The 22,105-nt window shown below is 68.9% G+C and carries 21 protein-coding genes; 15 read left to right on the top strand and 6 right to left on the bottom strand.

What is annotated here, in order from left to right:
* Window positions 1-33 precede the first annotated feature (33 nt).
* Window positions 34-855, bottom strand: coding sequence for a Stp1/IreP family PP2C-type Ser/Thr phosphatase (locus K344_RS0102055; RefSeq protein WP_051361777.1), 822 nt, complete (start codon window positions 853-855; stop codon window positions 34-36).
* A 7-nt stretch (window positions 856-862) separates the two neighbouring features.
* A complete protein-coding gene (locus K344_RS0102050) occupies window positions 863-3,529 on the bottom strand; it encodes a CHASE2 domain-containing serine/threonine-protein kinase (RefSeq protein WP_245586072.1) in 2,667 nt (888 codons plus the stop codon).
* A gap of 112 nt (window positions 3,530-3,641) precedes the next feature.
* Between K344_RS0102050 and radA the strand changes: the two genes are divergently transcribed.
* Complete coding sequence (radA, locus tag K344_RS0102045) at window positions 3,642-5,000, top strand: DNA repair protein RadA (protein WP_028079279.1); 1,359 nt, start codon at window positions 3,642-3,644, stop codon at window positions 4,998-5,000.
* A gap of 14 nt (window positions 5,001-5,014) precedes the next feature.
* Here radA and K344_RS19690 read toward each other — a convergent pair whose 3' ends face one another.
* On the bottom strand, window positions 5,015-6,313 hold the full coding sequence (locus K344_RS19690; protein WP_043113479.1) for an HlyC/CorC family transporter: 1,299 nt from the start codon (window positions 6,311-6,313) through the stop codon (window positions 5,015-5,017).
* A gap of 81 nt (window positions 6,314-6,394) precedes the next feature.
* Window positions 6,395-7,177 carry a cytochrome C assembly family protein gene (locus K344_RS0102035; protein ID WP_028079278.1) on the bottom strand — a complete coding sequence of 261 codons (783 nt, stop codon included), beginning with the start codon at window positions 7,175-7,177 and terminating at the stop codon, window positions 6,395-6,397.
* Between the two features lie 63 nt (window positions 7,178-7,240).
* Here K344_RS0102035 and K344_RS0102030 point away from each other — a divergent pair, with 63 nt between their 5' ends.
* From K344_RS0102030 to K344_RS0101980, 11 genes are all read left to right on the top strand, one after another.
* Complete coding sequence (locus K344_RS0102030) at window positions 7,241-8,011, top strand: 3',5'-cyclic-nucleotide phosphodiesterase (protein ID WP_028079277.1); 771 nt, start codon at window positions 7,241-7,243, stop codon at window positions 8,009-8,011.
* 46 nt (window positions 8,012-8,057) lie between these two features.
* A complete protein-coding gene (gene ffh / locus K344_RS0102025; RefSeq protein WP_028079276.1) occupies window positions 8,058-9,419 on the top strand; it encodes a signal recognition particle protein in 1,362 nt (453 codons plus the stop codon).
* Window positions 9,420-9,421: 2 nt separating this feature from the next.
* The gene (locus tag K344_RS0102020) at window positions 9,422-9,937 is read left to right on the top strand and encodes a TlpA family protein disulfide reductase (protein ID WP_043113477.1); all 516 of its coding nucleotides are present in this window, start codon (window positions 9,422-9,424) and stop codon (window positions 9,935-9,937) included.
* A 163-nt stretch (window positions 9,938-10,100) separates the two neighbouring features.
* Window positions 10,101-10,349, top strand: a complete 249-nt coding sequence (gene rpsP / locus K344_RS0102015; RefSeq protein ID WP_028079274.1) for a 30S ribosomal protein S16 — start codon at window positions 10,101-10,103, stop codon at window positions 10,347-10,349.
* Window positions 10,350-10,352: 3 nt separating this feature from the next.
* Window positions 10,353-10,886, top strand: a complete 534-nt coding sequence (rimM, locus tag K344_RS0102010; protein WP_028079273.1) for a ribosome maturation factor RimM — start codon at window positions 10,353-10,355, stop codon at window positions 10,884-10,886.
* Between the two features lie 10 nt (window positions 10,887-10,896).
* Entirely contained in the window at window positions 10,897-11,643 is a 747-nt protein-coding gene (trmD, locus tag K344_RS0102005; protein ID WP_028079272.1) for a tRNA (guanosine(37)-N1)-methyltransferase TrmD, read from the top strand.
* Window positions 11,644-11,663: 20 nt separating this feature from the next.
* Window positions 11,664-12,017: a 50S ribosomal protein L19 gene (gene rplS, locus K344_RS0102000; protein ID WP_028079271.1), complete on the top strand. Its 354-nt coding sequence runs from the start codon at window positions 11,664-11,666 to the stop codon at window positions 12,015-12,017.
* Window positions 12,018-12,173: 156 nt separating this feature from the next.
* Window positions 12,174-12,857 carry a CerR family C-terminal domain-containing protein gene (locus tag K344_RS0101995; protein WP_084196826.1) on the top strand — a complete coding sequence of 228 codons (684 nt, stop codon included), beginning with the start codon at window positions 12,174-12,176 and terminating at the stop codon, window positions 12,855-12,857.
* Window positions 12,850-13,794: an HlyD family secretion protein gene (locus tag K344_RS0101990; protein WP_028079269.1), complete on the top strand. Its 945-nt coding sequence runs from the start codon at window positions 12,850-12,852 to the stop codon at window positions 13,792-13,794. Before K344_RS0101995 ends, K344_RS0101990 begins: the two co-directional genes overlap by 8 nt.
* Complete coding sequence (locus tag K344_RS0101985; protein ID WP_028079268.1) at window positions 13,791-14,738, top strand: ABC transporter ATP-binding protein; 948 nt, start codon at window positions 13,791-13,793, stop codon at window positions 14,736-14,738. Before K344_RS0101990 ends, K344_RS0101985 begins: the two co-directional genes overlap by 4 nt.
* A complete protein-coding gene (locus K344_RS0101980; RefSeq protein ID WP_028079267.1) occupies window positions 14,735-15,868 on the top strand; it encodes an ABC transporter permease in 1,134 nt (377 codons plus the stop codon). The genes K344_RS0101985 and K344_RS0101980 overlap by 4 nt, the downstream gene beginning before the upstream one ends.
* A gap of 9 nt (window positions 15,869-15,877) precedes the next feature.
* On the opposite strand, the gene K344_RS0101975 is transcribed toward K344_RS0101980, so the two are convergent.
* The gene (locus K344_RS0101975; protein WP_157622712.1) at window positions 15,878-16,477 is read right to left on the bottom strand and encodes a hypothetical protein; all 600 of its coding nucleotides are present in this window, start codon (window positions 16,475-16,477) and stop codon (window positions 15,878-15,880) included.
* A gap of 164 nt (window positions 16,478-16,641) precedes the next feature.
* Here K344_RS0101975 and htpG point away from each other — a divergent pair, with 164 nt between their 5' ends.
* Window positions 16,642-18,504, top strand: a complete 1,863-nt coding sequence (gene htpG, locus K344_RS0101970; RefSeq protein ID WP_028079265.1) for a molecular chaperone HtpG — start codon at window positions 16,642-16,644, stop codon at window positions 18,502-18,504.
* An 18-nt stretch (window positions 18,505-18,522) separates the two neighbouring features.
* On the opposite strand, the gene K344_RS19685 is transcribed toward htpG, so the two are convergent.
* Window positions 18,523-19,263, bottom strand: a complete 741-nt coding sequence (locus K344_RS19685; RefSeq protein ID WP_051361775.1) for a murein L,D-transpeptidase catalytic domain family protein — start codon at window positions 19,261-19,263, stop codon at window positions 18,523-18,525.
* 187 nt (window positions 19,264-19,450) lie between these two features.
* On the opposite strand from K344_RS19685, the gene K344_RS19680 reads away from it, so the two are divergent.
* Both K344_RS19680 and K344_RS0101955 read left to right on the top strand, forming a co-directional pair.
* Entirely contained in the window at window positions 19,451-21,061 is a 1,611-nt protein-coding gene (locus K344_RS19680; RefSeq protein ID WP_084196824.1) for a L,D-transpeptidase family protein, read from the top strand.
* Between the two features lie 76 nt (window positions 21,062-21,137).
* The gene (locus tag K344_RS0101955; protein ID WP_043113476.1) at window positions 21,138-22,067 is read left to right on the top strand and encodes a hypothetical protein; all 930 of its coding nucleotides are present in this window, start codon (window positions 21,138-21,140) and stop codon (window positions 22,065-22,067) included.
* Window positions 22,068-22,105 lie beyond the last annotated feature (38 nt).

Here is a 22,105-nt window from a genome sequence, read left to right as displayed (position 1 = left end):
ACCCAACCCCGTAAACCGGCCGAATCGTCTGCCTCAGAACCATTCCATCAGGCGCTCGTACCAGCGGCGGCCGCGCGCGAACGAGGCGTCGGCACGCGCCAGGACCACCGAGACATTGTCCTTGCCCCCCGCATCGTTGGCGAGCTCGACGAGCCGTCGCGCCGCCGTTTCGAGGTTAGCAGTGTAGCGTTCCAGCGTCATGCGGATGGTGTCGTCGTCGAGCATGTCGGTGAGTCCGTCCGAGCACAGCAGGATGAGGTCGCCGACCTCGACGGTGTCCTCGATCAGGTCGACCTGCACCGTCTCCTCGACGCCGAGCGCACGCGTGACGATGTTCTTGCGCACCAGCTTGACGGCGTCCTCGCGCGAGTAGTGGCCGCGCGCGATCAGTTCCTCGAGCAGGGAATGATCGCGCGTCAGCGCTTCGAGCACGCCGGCGCGCAGGCGGTAGAGGCGCGAGTCGCCGACATAGGCGATCGACAGGCGATCGTCGTGCAGCAGCGCGACGACGATGGTCGTGCCCATGCCGGCACACTGCGGTTGCGTCTGCGAGACCTGGTGGATGGTCGCGTGCGCGGTCTCGATCGCCGTCTTCAGCAGCATCGATTCGACGCTGTAGCCGCTCTGCGCATCGACCTCGCCGCGCTGCAGGCCCGGCCAGCCGCGCGCGCAGACGTCGAGCACCGTGGTCGTGGCGATGCCGCTGGCGATCTCGCCGGCGTTGTAGCCGCCCATGCCGTCGGCGAGCACCAAGAGGCCGATCTCGGCGTCCTCGGCGACGGCGTCCTCGTTGTTGCCGCGCACGCGGCCCGCATCGCTGAGCAGCGCGGTGGCGACCTTGCCTTTCAGTGCCATGCGCGCCTCAGCCGGCGAGCGCCTGCGCGGCGGCGCGCAAGTCGCGCGCCAGCTCGCTGCCGCGCGCGTACCGCTGCGCCGGATCCTTCTGCAGGGTCCTGCTGATCACCGTGTCGACCTCCGGCGGCAGATCGGGGCGCAGGACCAGCAGCGGCACCTGCGCTTCGTTGGCGATCTTGAACATCAGCGTCGCCATCGACTCGGCCTGGAACGGCAGCGCGCCGGTCAGCAGCTGGTAGAGCGTGACGCCGAGCGAGAACAGGTCCGAGCGGCCGTCGACCTTCTTGCCGGCGAGCTGCTCCGGCGACATGTAGCTCGGCGTGCCGAGCACCATGCCGGTCTTGGTCTTGCTCGAATCGGTGATGCGGGCGATGCCGAAATCCATCAGCTTCAGTGCGCCGGTGGCGTCGACGACCATCATGTTGGCCGGCTTGATGTCGCGATGCACGATGCCGTTGCCGTGCGCGTAGTCGAGCGCGTCGGCGGCGTCGGCGGCGAGGCGCAGCACCTCGGCGATCGGCAGCAGGTTGTTCGCCTTGGTGTGCCGCGTCAGATCGTGGCCCCTGATGAACTCCATCGCGATGTAGGCGAGATCGTGCTCCTCGCCGGCATCATAAATGGACACGATGTGCGGGTGCGCGAGGCGCCCGGCGGTTTCCGCCTCGCGGAAGAAGCGCTCCTTGACGCCGGCCAGTTCGTCCGGCTCGAACTCCTGCGACAGCGCCATGGTCTTGATCGCCACCTGGCGGCCGATCTTCGGATCCTTTCCCACGTAGACGATGCCCATCGCACCCTTGCCGAGGACCGATTCGACCTGATAGCGGCCGAGCATCGGCTTTTCCAGCTGCTGCGTCGCGTCGAGCACCAGCGTGTCGCCCGGATGCGAGGCGCCGGCGTGGCCGCCGAGGATCACCGTCTCCGACAGCTTCTTCGCCCGCGAAAGCTTCTGCTGCACGTCGCGGAAATTCTTGTCGAAGCCGGCGATGTACTGATACGCCGACTCGGCTTTGTTGAACTGACGCTTGCGCTCGAAATCCAGCGCGAGGTTGTAGACCAGATCGAGCAGCTTGTCGTCGACCGGCTGCACGCGACGGAACTTCTCGAAGGCCATGTCGAGCTGGCCCTGGCCCTGGAAGGCGAGGCCGAGCATGCGGTTCGACTCCGCACCCTCGACCTCGCTGCTCTGCTTGAGCCGCTCGGTGATATTGAATTTCTTGACCGTCATGAAGGCGTGGCCGGTCGCGACGAACAGCGCCGCCAGCGTCAGCTGCAGCCAGATGCCGCTGCCGACCATGACGCCGAGCTGCGTGCCGAGCAGGGCGACGATGAGCGCCAGCGTGGCGAGCGCGGCGACCGTCGCGCGCAGCCTCGGCAGCACGAAGGCCAGATACGCGGCGAGCAGCAGCAGGGCCGCGAGCTCCGCCCGTTTCGCCCAGGCCGGTCGCGTGAAGAAGTCCTGCTGCAGCAGGCTCGAAACGCTGTGCGCGAGCATCAGCACCGGCGCCATCGAGGCGGCGACCGGCGTCGCGAAGCTGTCGCCGGTGCCGGCCGCGGTGGTGCCGATCAGCACGATCTTGTCCTTGTAGCGGGCGAGCGGCAGCTTGCCGGACAGAAGGTCATAGGCCGAGTCGACCGGGAAGGCCGGCGCGCCGTCGCGGCCCTGGTAGAACTGCGTGTACATGCGCAGCGCCGGCGTCGTGCCGATCACCAGATTGCCGAGCTGCACGCCCTCGCCGAGCCGCACGACGATGTCGGCCGGCTGCAGGTTCAGCGCGCTGGCGGCGAGCATCAGCGACAGCGAAGGGTAGAACTCGTCGTAGTACTGCAGGACCAGCGGCTCGTAGCGCACCGCGCCGTCGATGTCGGGCGTGACGTTGAGCTGGCCGATGGCGCCGGCCGCTTCGCCGAGCGCGGCGAGCGGCAGCTGCACGGCGAGCGCCGGCAAGGGCAGCGCGCCGTCGGCGCGTGCGCCGACGCGGTCTTCGACATGCGTGAGCGCGTCGCGGCGCACGTAGTCCGGCAGCGCGGCGTCGGGCCGGCCCTGCGGACGGCCGAGCTCGAAGAGCATCGGCAGCACGGTGCGGCCCTGCCGCGCCAGGGCGCCGGCGAGCGCATCGTCGCCGCCGGCGCTGGCCTTGGCGGCGGCATCGACGCGGGCGAGCAGCGCGTTCATCAGCGTGCCGTAGTCCCGGCCCAGCGCGGAGTCGTGCCAGGACTTGGCAAGCGCCGCGAGCGCCGCGCTTCTGGCGGCGCCGTCGTCCAGCATCACGCCGAAGGTCTCGATCTCGGCCGGGATCTGCTGGGTCAGCGGCGAGGCGCCGAGCTCGGCGCGCAGCGCGCGCAGCGCGTCGCCGCCAGCGTTCTGCTCGGGCTCCAGGTAGAGCGCGGTGGTGGCGACCACCCTGGCGCCGCCTTCCTGCAGCTTGTCGATCAGCTGCGCCTGCAGCGCACGCGGCCACGGCCAGCGGCCGAGATTGCGGATCGAGGCGTCGTCGATGGCGACGATGGCGATGCGGTCGGAGGGCGTGCGCTGGCGCGAGCGCACGCCGAGATCGTAGGTGTAGCGCTCCAGCGACTGGAACCCGTCGGCGAACACGCCGTAGGCGAGTACCGCGAAAACGATGGCAAACGCGAGCGCCGCGAACCAGTCGCTGGTCCACCATTTTGTTTTCACTGCCAAGCCCCCGACCTGTGTGCGGCGACGCGCGAGCGGCGTCACCGGCGCTGCACTAAAGGCGATACTAGCGGTTCCCGGCATCGCCGTCCGCCAATCGTGTCGCACTCGCATGGCCAAAGCCAAGACGCAGTACGTTTGCCAGAACTGTGGTGGTACCAGCCCGAAATGGGTCGGACAATGCCCCGACTGCGGGGCCTGGAACACGCTGACCGAGACGCTCGCGGTCGCCGCGCCCAAGCCGCGCGCCGGCGGCATGTCCGGCGCCGCCAACGGCCGTGTGCAGAAGCTCGACGAGGTCCAGCTGCAGGAGGAGCCGCGTTCGCACACCGGCCTCGCCGAAATGGATCGCGTGCTCGGCGGCGGCATCGTGCCCGGCGCGGTGATCCTGATCGGCGGCGATCCGGGCATCGGCAAGTCGACGCTGCTGCTGCAGATGCTCGCCGAGGTCCAGGGCCGTCTGCCGACGCTGTACGTGACCGGCGAGGAGTCGCTGACGCAGGTGCACCTGCGCGCCAAGCGCCTCGGCCTGACGCGGCTCGATCTGCCGGTGCTGGCGGAGACCGGCGTCGAGCAGATCGTCGCGCAGCTGCAACAGCTCAAGCCGGGACTCGTCGTCATCGATTCGATCCAGACGCTCTACACCGAAGCGCTCGATTCGGCGCCGGGCTCGGTGTCGCAGCTGCGCGAATGCGCGGCGCAGCTGGTGCGCTACGCCAAGTCCTCGCAGACCGCGGTCGTGCTGGTCGGCCACGTCACCAAGGAAGGCGCGATCGCCGGTCCGCGCGTGCTCGAGCACATGGTCGACACGGTGCTGTACTTCGAGCACGACCCCGGCTCGCGCTTCCGCATCATTCGCGCGGTCAAGAACCGCTTCGGCGCCGTCAACGAACTCGGCGTGTTCGCGATGACCGACGGCGGCCTCAAGGAAGTCAGCAATCCGTCGGCGCTGTTCCTGTCGCGGCACGGCGGGCCGGTGCCGGGCAGCGTCATCACCGTGACGCGCCAGGGCTCGCGGCCGATGCTGGTCGAGGTGCAGGCCCTGGTCGATCAGTCGACGATCGGCAATCCGCGCCGTGTCACGCTCGGGCTCGAAGGCAATCGCCTCAACATGCTGCTCGCCGTGCTGCACCGGCACGGCGGCATTTCGCTCGGCGATCAGGACGTGTTCGCCAATGTCGTCGGCGGCATGCGCATCCAGGAGACGGCGGCCGATCTGCCGCTGCTGCTGGCGGCGCTGTCCAGCTTCCGCAGCCGCTCGGTGCCGAACGACTGGATCGTGTTCGGCGAGATCGGCCTGGCCGGCGAGGTGCGTCCGGTGGCCGGCGGCGAGGAGCGTCTGATCGAGGCGGCCAAGCAGGGCTTCCGCCGCGCGATCGTGCCGGAAGCCAACAAGCCCCGCCGCGGCGCCAGGCTCGACATCGAGGTGGTCGCCGTGGCGCGCCTCGACGAGGCGCTGGCGCAGATCTAGACGGAGGCGTGTCCTCAGGCCGCGGCGCGCGCGCGCACCGGCGCGCTGCGCAGCGCGTGCGGCGGCCAGATGCGCGTGGCCTTGATGACGTTGGCGCGCGCCTCGGTGATCTCGACGCGATAGCCGTCGATGTCGAGCCGCGCGCCGGCCTGCGGCAACGCCTCGAGCTGTTCGAGCACCAGCCCGTTGATGGTCTTCGGGCCGTCGGCCGGCAGGCGCCAGTTGAGCGTGCGGTTGAGGCTGCGCACGGTCACCGAGCCGGACACGCGGTAGGAGCCGTCGGCATCGGCGTAGACGTTCTTCAGGCGCGTCGCCGGGTCCGAAGTGAATTCGCCGACGACCTCCTCGAGAATGTCCTCGAGCGTGATCAGGCCCTGGATGTCGCCGTACTCGTCGACCACGAAGCCGACCCGTCGCTTCTGATTCTGGAAATTCAGCAGCTGCTGGTTCAGCGGCGTGCCTTCCGGCACGAAATAGGGCTCGCTGGCCAGCGCCAGCAGGCTGTCGATGTCGAGCTTGCCTTCGGCGGCCAGACGCACGGCGCGGCGCAGGTGCACGACGCCCTTCAGGTGGTCGATCGAGCCGTCGAACACCGGCAGGCGCGTGTGCGGGCTGCTGATCACGACGTCGCGGATCTTGTCGAGGCTGTCGGTGATGTCGATGCCGACGATCTCGTTGCGCGGCACCATGATGTCCTCGACCGTGGCCTTCTCCAGATCGAGGATCGACAGCAGCATCTTCTGATGGCGCTGCGGAATCATCGCGCCGGCTTCGAGCACGACGGTGCGCAGTTCCTCCGAGCTGAGGCTGTGCTGGGCGGCGTCCTCGGAAGTCACGCCGAACACGCGCAGCAGCGCGTTGCTGAGGCGGTTCACCAGCCACACGAAGGGAAACAGCGGCAGGCGCAGGAACCAGTAGACGTAGGCCGCCGGCAGCGCCGCGCGCTCCGGATGCAGGGCGGCGAGCATCTTCGGCGTGACTTCGGAGAAGACCAGCATCAGCAGCGTGAAGCCGCCGATCGCCGCCAGCAGCAGGACATTGCTGGTGAACAGGCGCACGGCGACCAGCGCGATGATCGCGGCGGCCAGATTGTTGACGAAGGCGTTGCCGAGCAGGATGGTGCCGATCAGGCGCTCCGGCCTGCGCAGCAGGCGCTTGGCGTAGCGGGCGCCGCGCTCGCCCTTCTGCGCGCGCGTCTTCAGGCGATAGCGGTTCAGCGTCATCAGGCCCGTTTCGGAGCCGGAAAAGAATGCCGACAGGATCAGCAGGGCGATCAACAGCCCGATGAGGGCGGCTAGCGGTATGTCGTCCAAGAGCGAGGAGGGCCGTAAGGGCGAAGCTTAGTTATCGAACGGGACCGGGGGCTGTCAACGCCGGCACCTGAGAAGAACGGCCTAAGTCCAGTGTTTGCCTAGGATTTCTTCGAGAATGAGCTTGCTGCCGAAATACGCGAGGATGAGCATCGCGTAACCGGCGAGGGCCCAGCGGATCGCCGTGCGTCCGCGCCAGCCGTAGCGCAGGCGGCCCCACAGCAGGGTGCCGAAGATCAGCCAGGCGGTGATCGACAGGATGGTCTTGTGCACGAGGTGCTGCGACAGCCAGTCGTGGATGAACCACAGCCCGGACAGCAGGGTCAGCGACAGCAGCGCGAAGCCGATCGCGATCAGCTGGAACAGCAGCCGTTCCATGGTCTGCACCGGCGGCAGTGCGCGCGCCAGATGCGTGAGCTGGCCGCGATGCAGCAGGCGGTCCTGCGCCGCCAGCAGCACCGACTGCACGGCGGCCAATGTCAGCAGACCGGCCGAGAACAGCGACAGCACGATGTGCGCCCGCGCCTTCATGTCGCCGATCGGGATGTCGCTGGCCGGCGACGGCCAGAGCGCGCAGGCCAGCGCGGCGGCGGCGGTCAGCGGGTAGACGGCGGTGCCGAGTACGCGCAGCGGCTCGCGGAAGCACAGCGCCCAGAGCAGCGCCGACGATTGCCAGGTGAACAGCGACAGGGCCTCGTTGAAGCCGATGGTGATCGAGCCGGCCTGGAAGACATACCGGCTCAGCGCGACGCCGTGCAGGGCCAGCGCCAGGGGCGGCAGCCAGCGTTCGTAGACGGGATGCGGGCGACGCCAGATCAGCAGCGCGGTGATGACGTAGAGCGCGCAGGCGAGAATCGTCAGGATCATCGTCGCAGCATAGCATCGCCGTGCACCGTGCTAGCATCGCGCGATCGTATTTCCCGGAACCCTATGCGCATCAAGGTGCTCGGTTGCAGCGGCGGCGTCGGCCCAGGCCTGCGGACCACCAGCCTGCTGCTCGACGACGAGATTCTCCTGGATGCCGGCACCGGCGTTGGCGATCTCACGCTCGCGCAGCAGCAGCGCATCCGGCACATCTTTCTCACGCACTGCCATCTCGATCACGTCTGTGGCCTGGCCTTCATGGCCGACAACCTTTTCGACCTGATCGAACAGCCGATCGCCGTGCATGCCAGCCGCGACACGCTGCAGACGCTGCGCGAGCACATCTTCAACTGGAAGGTCTGGCCGGATTTTTCGACGCTGCCCGACGAGACCAATCCGCTGCTGCGCTGGCGCGAGATCGCCATGGAGGAGCGCATCGATCTCGGCGGCGGGCGGACGATCACGCCGTTCCGCGTCCTGCACACCGTGCCGGCGAACGGCTACGCGATCGAAGGCCGCGGCGGCACCTTCGCGTTTTCCGGCGACACCTACGCCGACGACATGCTGTGGAACTTCCTCAACGGCCTGTCGCGTCTCGACAAGCTGATGATCGAGATCGCCTTCCCCGATCAGGAAGCGGCGCTCAGCCACGCCTCCAAGCACTTCACGCCCGAGCTGCTGGGCAGCGAGCTGCGCAAGCTGGTGCACAAGCCGCGGCTCTATCTCACGCACCACAAGCCGGGTACCGAAGCGCAGATCGAGCGCGAGTGCCGGCGCGCGCTGCGCGGCTGGGAATACGTGCACCTGAAACGCGGCGACGCCATCGCGCTCGCCTGAGCCGCGCTGCCGCTACAATGGCGGCAATCCGCAGCGGTCCTTTTCCATGTTCGACAATCTGACGACGCGCCTGTCGCGCGTACTCGACTCCATCCGCGGCCAGGGCCGCCTGACCGAAGAGCAGATCAACGCCGCCAGCCGCGAGCTGCGCATGGCGCTGCTCGAGGCCGACGTCGCCCTGCCGGTGGTCAAGGATTTCACCGACAAGGTCAAGGCGCGCGCGCTCGGGACCGAGATCACCGCTTCGCTGACGCCCGGGCAGGAATTCCTGCGCGTCGTCCAGCAGGAGCTGACGGCGACGCTCGGCGGCGTCACCGAGCCGCTGAACCTGCGCGCGCAGCCGCCGGCGATCATCCTGATGGCCGGCCTGCAGGGTTCCGGTAAAACGACGAGCACCGGCAAGCTGGCGCTGTGGCTGAAGGAACAGAAGAAGAAGGTCGTCGTCGTGTCCTGCGACGTCTACCGCCCGGCCGCCATCGAGCAGCTGCGCATCGTCGCCGGCAATGTCGGCGTCGAATTCTTCCCGTCGGCGGTCGGCCAGAATCCGGTCGACATCGCGCAGGCCGCGCTCGCCGAGGCGCGCAAGCAGTACGCCGACGTGCTGATCGTCGACACCGCCGGCCGCACCACGGTCGACGAGGAGATGATGAAGGAGATCGCGGCGCTGCACGCCGCGCTCGATCCGGTCGAGACGCTGTTCGTGGTCGACAGCATGACCGGCCAGGACGCCGCCAAGACGGCGCGCGCCTTCGCCGACGTGCTGCCGCTGACCGGCGTGATCCTGACCAAGGTCGACGGCGACTCGCGCGGCGGCGCGGCGCTGTCGGTGCGCACCGTCACCGGCAAGCCGATCAAGTTCCTCGGCGTCGGCGAGAAGTCCGACCGCCTCGAAGTCTTCCACCCGGATCGCATCGCCACGCGCATCCTCGGCCAGGGCGACATGCTGTCGCTGATCGAGGAGACGGCGCGCAAGGTCGATCACGAGAAGGCGCAGAAGCTCGCCGAGAAGCTCAAGAAGAATAAGAGTTTCGATCTCGAAGACTTCCGCGAGCAGATGCTGCAGATGCAGAACATGGGCAGCATGCAGTCGCTGCTCGAGAAGCTGCCGGGCGGGGCGCAGATCCAGGCGCAGCTGAAGAACGTCGACGCCGAGAAGCAGGTGCGCAAGACGGTCGCCATCATCAATTCGATGACGCGCCAGGAACGTCGCTTCCCGGATCTCATCAAGGCCTCGCGCAAGCGTCGCATCGCCGCCGGTGCCGGCGTCGAAGTGCAGCACGTCAACCAGCTGCTGCGCCAGTTCGAGACCACGCGCGACATGATGAAGAAGGTCGCCAGCGGCGGCATGGCGAAGATGATGCGCGGCCTCGCCGGGCGTCTGCCGCCCGGCATGCTGCCGCGGCGCTGAACATGCGCCGGGGACTCGGGGGGGCGCTGCTGCTGCTGGCCTCGCTGGTCAGTGCGCCGGCCCATGCCATCAAGGTCGGCCAGCAGGCGCCGGAAGCGGCCGGCGTGGTCCTGCAGGGACCGCAGGGCACCAAGCTCAGCACCCTGAAGGGTAAGGTCGTGGTCCTCGATTTCTGGGCTTCGTGGTGCGGGCCCTGCATCGAATCCATGCCGCAGATCGACGCGATCCACGGCCGCCTGCAGAAGCAGGGCTACGGCGAGCGCTTCGAGGTGCTCTCGGTGAGCATCGACCAGGAAGTCGACAAGGCGCAGCGCTTTCTCAAGCTGCATCCGGTGTCGTATCCGGTGATCGTCGATCCGATCGGCATCGCCACGCGCTTTTTCGATCTGTGGCGCCTGCCGGCGACTTTCATCATCAAGCCGAACGGCGAGATCGACCAGATCTACTACGGCTTCGGCGATACCTTCGCCGGCGACATCGAGAGCCGCGTTCTGGTGCTCCTGCGCAACGGTCGATAGGCCGCGCGCGCGGCCGCGAGGCCGACGAGCCGCCGCGTGGCGCACGTCCGACACAGCATATTGTGTGGAAGCGCTGGATTTCCGGAAGGAAATCGCTAAAATACGCGGCCTTTCAGCGGCCATAGCGGCCTGCTCGGTCGTCAGAAAACAGGAATTTGCAGATATGGTCACGATTCGTCTGGCTCGCGCCGGCGCCAAGAAGCGCCCGTTCTACCACGTGGTTGCCACCGAGAAGAGCAGCGCCCGCGACGGCCGCTTCATCGAGCGCCTCGGCTACTACAACCCGAACGCCAAGGGCCAGGAGCAGAAGCTCGTGCTGGACGCGGCGCGCGTCGAGCACTGGACGAAGAACGGCGCGCAGCTGTCCGAGCGCGTGGCCTACCTCGTCAAGACGGCGCCCAAGGCGGCCTAAGACGTGGAAGGGCGCCGGGTGACGCTGGGCCGCGTCGCCGGCGTGCATGGAGTCCAGGGCTGGATCAAGGTGTATTCGTACACCCGTCCGGCCCAAAACATTCTGAAGTACCGGCGCTGGTGGCTGGTCCACGGCGACGGATTCGAGGCGCAGCTGCTGGCCGGCAAGGTGCAGGGCAACGGCCTCGTCGCACAGATCAGCGATGCCTCGGGCAAGCCGATCGAGGATCGCGATGTCGCCGCCGGGCTGATCGGCGCCGAGATCCAGGTCGAGCGCGGCGAGATGCCGAAGCTGCCGGAAGGCCAGTTCTACTGGGCCGACCTGCTGGGTCTCGCGGTGATGAACACCGAGGGCGTGGCGCTGGGCACGGTGACCGACGTCACCAGCAACGGCGCGCAGGACGTGCTGGTGATCACCGCCGACGCCGGCGGCGAGGGTGAAACGGAACGGCTGATCCCGTTCGTCAGCCCGCAGATCGTCCGCGAGGTCGATCCGGCCGCCGGTCGCATCGTTTGCGAGTGGCAGCCGGACTGGTGAGTGCCGGGCGATGAAGATCGAGGTCATCACGCTGTTCCCCGAACTGGTGGAACAGGTGACGCGGCACGGCATGCCGCGGATCGCGGTCGGGCAGGGCCAGCTCGCGCTGTCGACGCGCAATCCGCGCGACTACAGCACGAACAAGTGGCGCCGCGTCGATGCGCGGCCCTACGGCGGCGGACCCGGCATGGTGATGGAGGCCGAGCCGCTGGCAGCGGCGGTGGCCGACGCGAAGCAGGCGATCGGTGCGGCGAAGGTCGCCCCGAAAGTGGTTTACCTGTCGCCGCAGGGCAGTCGTTTCGACCAGCGCTGGGCGGAGCGCCTGAGCGCCGAGCAGGGTCTGGTGCTGCTGTGCGGAAGGTACGAGGGCCTCGACGAGCGCGTGCTCGCAGCCGAGGTGGATTTCGAGTTGTCGCTGGGCGACTTCGTGTTGTCGGGCGGCGAACTGGCGGCGATGGTGGTGATCGATGCCATTGCGCGCCTGTTGCCCGGCGTGCTGGGCGACGAGCAGTCGGCGGTGAACGACTCGTTCTCCGCGGGACTTCTGGACCATCCGCATTACACGCGGCCGGAAGTCTGGCGCGACGCAGGGGTGCCGGAGGTGCTGTTGTCCGGCGATCATGCGAAAATCGCGCGCTGGCGTCGGCAGCAGGCACTGGGGCAGACGTGGCTCAAGCGGCCCGAGCTGCTCGACGGCTTGGAGCTGGACGAGGATTCAAGGGCGCTGTTGCGCGAGTTCATCGCGACGCGGCGATAGGTTTAACTGAGGTAGCAGACATGCGTACGAACAAGATCATTGCCGCGATCGAAGCGGAACAGATGAACAAGCAGGTGCCGGCCTTCAACCCCGGCGACACGGTCGAGGTCAAGGTGAAGGTGAAGGAAGGCGACCGCGAGCGTCTGCAGTCGTTCGAGGGTGTGGTGATTGCCAAGCGCAACCGCGGCCTGAACTCCGCCTTCACGGTGCGCAAGGCTTCGCACGGCGAAGGCGTCGAGCGCGTGTTCCAGACCTACAGCCCGCAGGTCGCCGAGATCAGCGTGAAGCGTCGCGGCGAAGTCCGTCGCGCCAAGCTGTACTACCTGCGCAACCTGTCGGGCAAGGCGGCGCGCATCACCGAGAAGCTCGGCTAAGCGAGCGCGCTCCGGCCTCGCGGCCGGCGCTGCACGGCATCATCGCCTCGCCACGGCGGACCCTCGCGGTCCGCCGTGGCTTTTTGCGGTCTGCGATTTGACAGAGGGCCGCCGCCGGGTATATCAAAGCGCTTGTTTAAAACAATTGTTTTAATCATGCCGAAGCCCAGTCGCACCCCGCCGCCTGCCGGTGCCGCGCCATTGCCGAGTCGTGAAGGGACGCGCGCGGCGCTGCTCGACGCGGCGACCGCGGTGTTCGTCGAGCAGGGCTATGACCTCGCCCGCGTGCGCGACATCGCCGAGCGCGCCGGCGCCAATGTCGCGGCCATCAACTACCACTTCGGCGGCAAGGAAGCGCTGTACCTCGAAGTGCTGCGGCACCAGGCCGGCGAGCGCATCGAGCGCTATCCCTTCGCCGATGCCGCGCAGCTCGCCGGCGCCGAACAGGCCCTGCGGGCGGCGGTGACGGCGCTGCTGAGCCGCTTCCTCGCCGAGGACCAGCGCGCTTTCGTGGCGAAACTGCTGATGCGCGAGCTGCTGTCGCCGACGCCGGCGCTGCGGACGCTGGTGGCGGACGTGATCGCCCCGCAGTTCCGCCAGTTGTCGGCCATCGTCGCCCGGCTGCTCGGGCCGAAGGCGGACACCGAGACGGTCACGCGCTGCACGCTGAGCATCGTCAGCCAGTGCATGTTCTACCTGTTCGCGCGGCCGCTCGTGGAGCAGCTGGCGCCGCACAGCTATGACAGCGGCGGGCCGGCGCTGCTGGCCACGCATATCGCGCAGTTTTCACTGGCGGCGCTGCAGGCGCGGCGCCGCGATCTGGAGGCCGGCGATGCATAAGACACCCACCATCGTGGTCGCGGCGATGCTGCTGTCGGCCTGCGGCCGCGCGCCGCCGGCCTACCAGGGCTACGTCGAGGGCGAATTCGTCTATGTGGCCTCCTCGCAGGCCGGCCGCCTCGAGGCGCTGGCCGTGCGGCGCGGCGACAGCGTGCAGGCCGGCGCGCCGCTGTTTCGTCTCGAGGCGACGCTGGAGGCGGCGGCGCGGCAGCAGGCGGCGCGGCAGTTCGGCGCCGCGCAGGCGCAGCTCGCCGATCTGCAGACCGGCAAGCGCGCGCCGGAAGTCGCGGTCGTCCGCGCGCAGCTCGCGCAGGCGCTCGCCGCGGCGCGCAATGCGGCGGAGCAGCTGCGCCGCGATCAGGCCTTGATCGACACCGGCGCCGTCGCCCGGGCGCAGCTCGACGCGAGCCGCGCGCAGGCCGACAGCGCCGCCGCGCGCGTCGACGAGCTGCGCCGCCAGCTCGAAGTCGCCGGACTGCCGGGCCGCGAACAGCAGCTCGCCGCCGCTGCCGCGCAGGCCGAGGCCGCGCGCGCGGCGTTGGCGCAGGCCGACTGGCGGCTGGCCGAGAAGACGCTGGCGGCGCCGGATGCCGGGCGCGTCTACGACACCCTGTACCGCAAGGGCGAATGGGTGGCGGCCGGCAGTCCGGTGGTGCGCCTGCTGCCGCCGGGCAACATCAAGCTGCGCTTCTTCGTGCCGGAGCGCGCGCTCGGCGCACTGCGTGTCGGGCAAGGCGTGCGCCTGCATTGCGACGGCTGCGCGCGCGACGTCGCCGCGACCATCCGCTACGTCTCGTCCGAGGCCGAATACACGCCGCCGGTGATCTACAGCAACGAGACGCGCGACAAGCTGGTATTCATGGTCGAGGCCTGGCCGGCGCCGCAGGACGCCGCCCAGCTGCATCCGGGCCAGCCGGTGACGGTGAGCCCGACATGAGCACGACGGCGGCGCGCGAACTGGCGATCGACGTGCACGGCCTGAACAAGCATTTCGGCGACAAGCACGTGGTCGCCGATCTGTCGATGCAGGTACGGCGCGGCGAGATCTTCGGCTTCCTCGGCCCCAACGGCAGCGGCAAGACCACGTCGATCCGCCTGATGTGCGGCCTGCTGACGCCGGACGCCGGCAGCGGCAGCTGCCTCGGCTACGACATCCGCCGCGAATCGGAGCAGATCAAGCGCCGCGTCGGCTACATGACACAGAAGTTCTCGTACTGGGACGATCTGACGATCCGCGAAAACCTCGATTTCGTGGCGCGTCTCTACGAGATGCCGGAGCGCCGGCGCGTCGTCGACGGGGCGCTCGAACGCCTCGGCCTCGCCGCGCGCGCGCATCAGCTGACCGGCGCGCTGTCCGGCGGCTGGAAGCAGCGCCTCGCGCTCGCCGCCTGCATGCTGCACAAGCCGGAGCTGCTGTTGCTCGACGAGCCGACGGCGGGCGTCGATCCGACCGCGCGCCGCGATTTCTGGGAGGAACTGCATCGCCTCGCCGCCGAAGGCATTTCGGTGCTGGTCAGCACGCATTACATGGACGAGGCGGAGCGCTGCCACAAGCTCGCCTACATCGCCTACGGCAAGCTGCTGGCGCAGGGCACGGCCGAGGACGTCGTGCGCGCACAGCAGCTGACGACGTTCGCCGTGCGCGGCGAGGGCCTCGCCGAACTGACGACGGCGCTGCGCGGCCAGCCTGGCGTCGAGCAGACCGTCGCCTTCGGCGCCGTGCTGCATGTCACCGGCCGCGACGCGCCGCTGCTGGAAGCGACGCTGAAGCGGTTCGCGACCGGCGACGGGCTGCGCATCGAGCGCGTCGACACCAGCCTCGAAGACGTGTTCATCCATCTGATGAACCGCGCCACCGACAACTACGCGGCAGGCGCATGAGCGCGTTCTCGCTGCTGCGCTGGTGGGCGATCGTGCGCAAGGAATTCCTGCAGCTGCGCCGCGATCGCGTGACCTTCGCCATGATCGTCGGCATTCCGATCGTGCAGCTGACGCTGTTCGGCTTCGCGATCAATTCCGATCCGCGCCACCTGCCGACCGCGGTGATCGGCGCCGGACACAGCGAGTTCACGCGCAGCCTGGTCGCGGCGATGCGCAATTCGAGCTACTTCGACATCGTCGCCGAGCTGCCGGACGAGCAGGCCGGGCGCGATGCCCTGGCGCGCGGCCGCGTGCAGTTCGTGCTCGACGTGCCCGCCGATTTCACGCAGAAGCTGGTGCGCGGCGAAAAGCCCGCGATGCTGCTCGAAGCCGACGCGACCGACCCGATGGCGACCGGCATGGCGCTCGGCGCCGTCAACCCGCTGGTCGCCGCCGTGGCGCAGAAGGACCTGCGCGGGCCGCTCGCGGCGCTCGCCGCCGGCGCGGCACCCTTCGAGATTCGCGTGCACCGGCTCTACAACCCGGAAGGCATCACCCAGTACAACATCGTGCCCGGCCTGATGGGCGTGATCCTGACGATGACGCTGGTGATGATGACCGGCCTCGCCATGACGCGCGAACGCGAGCGCGGCACGATGGAGAACCTGCTGGCGACACCGGTGCGGCCGATCGAAGTGATGAGCGGCAAGATCGTGCCGTACATCGCCATCGGCCTGATCCAGGCGACGATCATTCTCGCTGCGGCGCGCTGGGTGTTCGGCGTGCCCTTCGTCGGCAGCGCGGTGGCGCTGTATCTGTCGGCGCTGCTGTTCATCGCCGCCAATCTCACCGTCGGCATCACGCTGTCCTCGCTGGCCGCCAACCAGCTGCAGGCGATGCAGATGACGATGTTCTATTTCCTGCCGAACATCCTGCTGTCCGGCTTCATGTTCCCGTTCGCCGGCATGCCGCAGTGGGCGCAGTGGCTCGCCAGCGTGCTGCCGCTGACGCACTTCAACCGCCTGATCCGCGGCATCGTGCTGAAGGGCAACGGCTGGGCCGAGCTGTGGCCGAGCATCTGGCCGATGGCGCTGTTCACCCTGATCGTCATGGCGATCGCCATGCGCTTCTATCGCCGCACGCTCGACTGAGCGGGCGCGCTACAGCAACCGGCGCCCTTGCCAGACGAGCTCCTGGTGGGCGAGCAGCACGGCCGCGGCGGCCGCCGCGACGCGCCCGCGCAAGACCTCGTGGCGCGCCGATGCGGCCGCACCCTGCGCCTGCTCGGCCTGCAGGCGCAGCAGGACGCCGATCGCGCGTTGCAGCTGGCGCAGGTGGCTGCCGAGATATTCGTTGGTGAATTCGCTCTCGACGTTGTGCCAGCCGGTGAGGAAGCGTTCGAGCGCCTCGATGGCGGCGCGCGGCGCGCTGTCGGTGCCGGGCCGGCGCAGGAAGCGCAGCGCCGCGCCGTCCGCCGGCAGCTCGTGCAGGAAGCGCCGGTAGAGCTGACGGTCGTGTTCGGCGCGCAGGCGCGTCCGGCGGTCCTGGTGGACGTAGGCGACGAAGGCGATCGCCGCCGCGGCCGCCGCGCTATGCAGCGCCTCGCGGTCCGGCGCGGCACCAGCGGCATAGGCGGCGAGCACCACGACCGCGAGGCTCAGCCAGCGACGCAAGCCGGCGAAGCACCGCAGTACGCTCGATGGCGCTGTCGGCCGCGCCGGTGCCGCCACGCCGTCGTCCGGTCTGGATGAAATGCTCATGCGATGCCAACGGTCCCCGCCGCGCACGTGCGGCCCGCGCGCAATCTACGCAGCCACCGTCCGAGGCGGAAAGACGAATTGCCTCTATCGATAGGCGGGACTTGAAATCGCCGGCGGCCGGCCCTACAACGCCGGCTCCCATGATTCCGCGGAGCGAGAAGCCGATGGCGGCCGAAAAGCGTGAGTTCCAGGCAGAGGTGCGGCACCTGCTGCACCTGATGATCCATTCGCTGTACTCGAACAAGGAAATCTTCCTGCGCGAGCTGATCTCGAATGCGTCGGATGCCTGCGACAAGCTGCGCTTCGAGGCGATCGCCGACCCGGCCCTGCTCGGTGCCGACGAGCTGGCGGTCGAGCTGGTTCCCGACCCGGCGGCCGGCACGCTGACGATCAAGGACAACGGCGTCGGCATGTCGCGCGACGAGGTGATCGAGAACCTCGGCACCATCGCCCGCTCGGGCACGCGCAAGTTTCTCGAATCGCTGTCCGGCGACCAGAAGAAGGACGCGCAGCTGATCGGCCAGTTCGGCGTCGGTTTCTACTCGGCTTACATCGTCGCCGACAAGGTCACGGTGCTGAGCAAGCGCGCCGACGGCGAAGCCGTGCGCTGGGAATCGGACGGCCAGGGCGAATTCACCGTCGAGCCCTCGTTCAAGCTCGATCGCGGCACCGAGGTGATCCTGCATCTGCGCGAGGACGACAAGGAATTCCTCGAGCCGCTGCGCCTGAAGAGCCTGGTGCGCAAGTATTCGGACCACATCGGTCTGCCGATCAAGCTGCGCAACGACAAGGGCGAGCTGGAGACGATCAACCAGGCGCGCGCCTTCTGGACGCGGCCGAAGTCGGAACTGAAGGACGAGGACTACGCGAAGTTCTACGAGCAGATCGCGCACGACTACCAGGCACCGCTGGCCTGGGCGCATCACAAGGTCGAGGGCACGATCGAGTACACCTCGCTGCTCTACATTCCGTCGCGCGCGCCGTTCGATCTCTGGGATCGCGAGCAGTCGCGCGGCGTGCAGCTCTACGTCAAGCGCGTCTTCATCATGGACAAGGCGGCCGAGCTGCTGCCGCCGTATCTGCGTTTCGTGCGCGGCGTGGTCGACACGCCGGACCTGCCGCTGAATGTCTCGCGCGAAATCCTGCAGGGCAACCGCACCGTCGAGAAAATCAGGAGCGCGCTGGTCAAGCGCGTGCTCGATCTGCTCGACGACATGGCGGCGAACAAGCCGGATGACTACGCGAAGTTCTGGGCGGCGTTCGGCACGGTGTTCAAGGAGGGCCTGGTCGAGGACCAGGCCAACCAGGAGCGCATTGCCAGGCTCTGCCGCTTCCACTCGACGACGAGCGACAAGGCCGACGTCACGCTCGAGGCCTACGTCGCGCGCATGCCGGCCGAGCAGACCGGCATCTACTACCTCACCGCCGAGACGCTCGCGGCGGCGCGCAGCTCGCCGCATCTCGAGGGCTTCCGCGCGCGCAACTTCGAGGTGCTGCTGCTGACCGACCGCATCGACGAATGGGTCGTCAGTCATCTGACCGAATTCGGCGGCAAGAAGCTGGTGTCGGTGGCGCGCGCCTCGAAGGATCTCGAGGCGAAGATCGAGACGCCGGAGAAGGCGCGTCTCGAAGGCGAGTTCAAGGAGGTCATCGAGCGGCTGCAGAAGGCGCTCGGCGAGCGGGTCGAGGCCGTGCGCCTGTCGTCGCGCCTCACCGAGTCGCCGTCCTGCCTCGTCGCCGGCGAGTACGCGCTGTCGCGCCGTCTCGAGGAGATGCTGCGCCGCGCCGGTGAACAGGCGCCGGCCTCGCGGCCGATCCTCGAGATCAATCCCACGCATCCGCTGGTCGAGAAGCTGAAGGCGACCGGCGACGATGCGGCTTTCGCCGATCTCGGCGAGCTGCTGTTCGGTCAGGCGCTGCTCGCCGAAGGCGGCCAGCTCGACGATCCGGCCGGCTTCGTGCGCCGGCTCAACAAGCTGCTGCTGGCCGGTGCCGGCGCCGAGCCGAGCCGCATCATCGTCGGCTGATGCGCAGGCTCGCCGCGCTCAGGGCGCGGCGAGCGCGCGCATCGTCGTGGCGCTGCCGGCCTGCGCCAGCGTGTCGCGCCGCGCGTCGCGCGCGGCGCAGTTGAGGAAGCGCGACGAAGCGAGCCAGCGCGGGTCGGGGTAGTAGGAAAACAGCAGCTGGCCGTTCTTCATCGCGTCGATGAGCGGCCGTGCGATGCCGGCGCGCACGGCCGGGCAGCCCCAGCTGCGGCCGATGCGCCCCTGCTTGGCGGCGAGCGCGGCGTCGACATACGGCGCGCCGTGAATCACGATCGCGCGCTGCAGGGCGAGATCGTTGACGCCCGGCTCGAGTCCGTCGAGGCGCAAGGAATAGCCCTTGCCGCCGACATAGCTGCCGCCGGTGCGGAACAGGCCGATGCTCGACTGCAGGCTGCCGTCGCGATTCGAGAAACGCTGCGCGTCGCGATCGCCCGAGTTGCGGCCGTGCGCGACCAGCTCGCGGAACAGCAGCTTGCTGCCGTCCAGGTCGAAGACCCACAGGCGCTGCTGCGTCGACGGCAGCGAGTAATCGATCAGCGCGAGACGCCGCGCCTCGAGGTCACCCGCCGCGCTGGCGCAGGCCAGGGCGTCGACCGCGGCCTGCAGGGCGGCCGCCTGGACGTCCGGCGCCGCGGCGTGCAGCGACGCGTAGAGCGTCGAAGCGGGCGGGGCGGCATGACCGCACAGCGGCAGCGCCCAGGCCAGAGCGGCCGCCGGGGCGGAGCGGAAAGGGAACCGCATGCAAACACCATCCGGGGACGCGCGGCGCGCAGGGCGCCGCGGCAGGTCATCGACATTCAAGAGCGAGGGCCGGCGCGTCCCTCGGGGCCGGCACATCGCGCTGCATGGTAGCGCTCGAGTCGCGGTTCGTCCAAATGGACTGCGTGATTGCGCCGCTGCTACGGTTGGAAAAAAGGAAGGGTTTTCTATGCGGGCTGGCGTGCGCGGCATCGGCTGGGCTTTGGCCGTGGTCCTGGCCGTCGGCGGCGCGCCGGTCGCGGCGCAGCCGCAGGCCGACGCGCAGTCGATCATCGCCGCCCGCGCGGCGCCGCTGCGAGCCAGCGGCGCACCGAAGCTCGAGGTGGCGCCGGGCATCAAGGGCGAGGCGCTCGGCCTCGACGAGGCCGTCGCGCTGTTCTACGGCCTGCGCGGCGACCGCCCGGCGTGGCGCGACGCGCAGCGCCGCGGCCGCCTGCTGGACGCGCTGCGCGGGCTGACGACGGACGGACTCGTGCCCGCGCAGTATCACGACGACATCATCGCCGCCGGTCCGCCGCCGGCCGGCGATGCGCAGGCGCTCGCCGACGACGACTGGATGGTCACGCACAGCGCGCTGCGCGCGCTGCTGGATCTGTACCGCGGCAGGGTCGATCCGGCGACGCTGGACACGCACTGGAACTTCGAGCCGCGCGCGCTCGACGCCAGGGCCGGCATCGAGGCCTTCTCGGCGGCGGTCGACCGCGGCGACTTCGCCGACCTCTATGCCCGGGCCCGGCCGCAGCACTGGCTCTACGCGCGCATGCGCGCCGCGCTCGCGCAGCTGCGCGCCGTGCAGGCAGCGGGCGGCTGGCCGCCGATCGAAGCCGGGCCTTCCATCAAGCCGGGCGCCGATGATCCGCGCGTCGCCGCGCTGCGGCGCCGCCTCGGCTTGCCCGACAGCGGCAGCACGCTCTACGACGAGGAACTGCGGGCCGCCGTGGAGGCCTATCAGCAGGCGCAGTATCTCGACGCCGACGGGGTGGTCGGTGCGGCGACGCTGGCCGCGCTCAACGTGCCCGTGGCGGCGCGCATCGACCAGCTGCGCGCCAATCTCGAACGCGGCCGCTGGCTGCTGCATCTCGGCGAGGGCGATTTCGTGCTGGTCGACATCGCCGGCTACCGCGTCACCCTGTTTCGTGCCGGCGAGCCGGTATGGCAGTCGCGCGTGCAGGTCGGCCAGCCCTATCGCAGCACGCCGGTCTTCACCTCGGCGATCAACTACGTGACCTTCAACCCGACCTGGACGGTGCCGCCGACCATCCTGCGCAAGGACGTGCTGCCGAAAGTGCGCCAGGACCCCGGCTATCTGGCGCGGCACCGCATCCGCGTGTTCGACGCCGCCGGGCGCGAGCTGTCGCCGGCGGCGGTCGACTGGAGCCGGCCCGGCAACATCACCTTGCGCCAGGACGCGGGCCCGGACGGCTCGCTCGGCGTGGTCGCGATCCGTTTCCCGAACGCCTACGCGGTGTATCTCCACGACACTCCGCACCAGGCGCTGTTCGGCAAGGCGCAGCGGGCCTTCAGCTCCGGCTGCATCCGCGTCGAGCGCGCCATGGAACTCGTCGAGCGGCTCTACGACGATCCGCTGAAATGGAACCGGGCCGCGCTCGAGGCCATCGTCGCCACCGGCACGACGCAGAACATCCCGCTGCCGAAGCCGGTGCCGATCCTGCTCGCCTACTGGACGGTCGACGTCGACGCCGACGGCCATCCGGCCTTCCGCCCGGACATCTACCAGCACGATGCGGAACTGATCGCCGCCCTGGATCGCCGCTCATGACACTGGCGCCCGGCGCTGACAGAATCCGCACAAAGGCTCGGCTAAGGTCGCCGCATCCCCCAGCAGAGGAATTCCCATGAACAGATTCCGCCGTCTCTCGATTGCCGTCGCGGTGCTCGGTTGCGGTCTCGGCGCGCTCGGCGCCGACGCCGCCGATCGCAGCCAGGCCGTCACCGCCGTCGCCCAGGGCGACCCCGACTGCAGGAAGCTCGGCGATTTCTACTGGGAAATCGGCGACGCCAAGGGCGTGCTCGCCAGCGGCGCGGTCGGCACCGAGTATTCGGCCAGCTCCGAGATGAAGATCGCCTCGGCGTCGAAGTTCGTCTGGGGCGCCTACTTCCTCGAGAAGATCGGCCGCAACAACAAGCCGACCGCCGATCAGCTCTCCTATCTCGAGATGCGCTCCGGCTACACCAAGCTCAATCCGTTCAAGTGCCTGTTCTCGAAGACCGGCGACGAATGTCTCAGCAAGGGCGAGAACGGCGAGCGTGTCAGCGCCGACGTCGGCCGTTTTTCGTACAGCGGCGGCCACGACCAGAAGCTCCTGCAGGTGCTCGGCCTCGGCCGGCTGAACGCGGCCGAGCTGACCTCGGAGGTGATGGGCTACATCGGCCGCGACATCAATCTCTCCTACGCACAGGCGCAGCCGGCCGGCGGCATGAAGGGCACGCCGGCGGCCTACGGGCAGTTCCTGCGCAAGATTCTCTCGGGCCAGCTGCGCATGCACGACTTCCTCGGCTATGCGCCGGTCGCCACGCAGGGCGGCAACGCCGCGTTCAGCCCGGCGCCCTGGCCTTGGCACTACAGCATCAATCACTGGATCGAAGACGATCCGCAGGGCGACGGGGCCTTCAGCAGCCCGGGCCTGATGGGCTTCTATCCCTGGATTTCGGCGGACAAGACCACCTACGGCATCGTCGCCCGGCAGAAGCTGTCGAAGACCGCGTACGTCGAATCGGCGGTCTGCGGCCGCAAGCTGCGCCAGGCCTGGATGCGCGGCCAGTAGCCTGACCGGGGGGCGGGCGTGCCGGCGAACGCTTCCCC

The sequence above is a fragment of the Solimonas soli DSM 21787 genome, assembly GCF_000474945.1.
Classification (GTDB): Bacteria; Pseudomonadota; Gammaproteobacteria; order Nevskiales; family Nevskiaceae; genus Solimonas; species Solimonas soli.
This window is presented reverse-complemented; position numbering and strand designations above follow the sequence as displayed.

Excerpts from the sequence above, each read along its gene's own strand:
- K344_RS0101990 (WP_028079269.1), top strand. The coding sequence starts at position 12,850 with ATGCATAAGACACCCACCATCGTGGTCGCGGCGATGCTGCTGTCGGCC.
- ffh (WP_028079276.1), top strand. The coding sequence starts at position 8,058 with ATGTTCGACAATCTGACGACGCGCCTGTCGCGCGTACTCGACTCCATC.
- trmD (WP_028079272.1), top strand. The coding sequence starts at position 10,897 with ATGAAGATCGAGGTCATCACGCTGTTCCCCGAACTGGTGGAACAGGTG.
- K344_RS0102020 (WP_043113477.1), top strand. The coding sequence starts at position 9,422 with ATGCGCCGGGGACTCGGGGGGGCGCTGCTGCTGCTGGCCTCGCTGGTC.
- radA (WP_028079279.1), top strand. The coding sequence starts at position 3,642 with ATGGCCAAAGCCAAGACGCAGTACGTTTGCCAGAACTGTGGTGGTACC.
- K344_RS0101975 (WP_157622712.1), bottom strand. The coding sequence starts at position 16,477 with ATGAGCATTTCATCCAGACCGGACGACGGCGTGGCGGCACCGGCGCGG.
- K344_RS0102055 (WP_051361777.1), bottom strand. The coding sequence starts at position 855 with ATGGCACTGAAAGGCAAGGTCGCCACCGCGCTGCTCAGCGATGCGGGC.
- K344_RS0101985 (WP_028079268.1), top strand. The coding sequence starts at position 13,791 with ATGAGCACGACGGCGGCGCGCGAACTGGCGATCGACGTGCACGGCCTG.
- K344_RS19680 (WP_084196824.1), top strand. The coding sequence starts at position 19,451 with ATGCGGGCTGGCGTGCGCGGCATCGGCTGGGCTTTGGCCGTGGTCCTG.
- K344_RS0101955 (WP_043113476.1), top strand. The coding sequence starts at position 21,138 with ATGAACAGATTCCGCCGTCTCTCGATTGCCGTCGCGGTGCTCGGTTGC.
- K344_RS0102030 (WP_028079277.1), top strand. The coding sequence starts at position 7,241 with ATGCGCATCAAGGTGCTCGGTTGCAGCGGCGGCGTCGGCCCAGGCCTG.
- rpsP (WP_028079274.1), top strand. The coding sequence starts at position 10,101 with ATGGTCACGATTCGTCTGGCTCGCGCCGGCGCCAAGAAGCGCCCGTTC.
- htpG (WP_028079265.1), top strand. The coding sequence starts at position 16,642 with ATGGCGGCCGAAAAGCGTGAGTTCCAGGCAGAGGTGCGGCACCTGCTG.
- rplS (WP_028079271.1), top strand. The coding sequence starts at position 11,664 with ATGCGTACGAACAAGATCATTGCCGCGATCGAAGCGGAACAGATGAAC.
- K344_RS0101980 (WP_028079267.1), top strand. The coding sequence starts at position 14,735 with ATGAGCGCGTTCTCGCTGCTGCGCTGGTGGGCGATCGTGCGCAAGGAA.
- K344_RS0102035 (WP_028079278.1), bottom strand. The coding sequence starts at position 7,177 with ATGATCCTGACGATTCTCGCCTGCGCGCTCTACGTCATCACCGCGCTG.
- K344_RS0101995 (WP_084196826.1), top strand. The coding sequence starts at position 12,174 with ATGCCGAAGCCCAGTCGCACCCCGCCGCCTGCCGGTGCCGCGCCATTG.
- K344_RS19685 (WP_051361775.1), bottom strand. The coding sequence starts at position 19,263 with ATGCGGTTCCCTTTCCGCTCCGCCCCGGCGGCCGCTCTGGCCTGGGCG.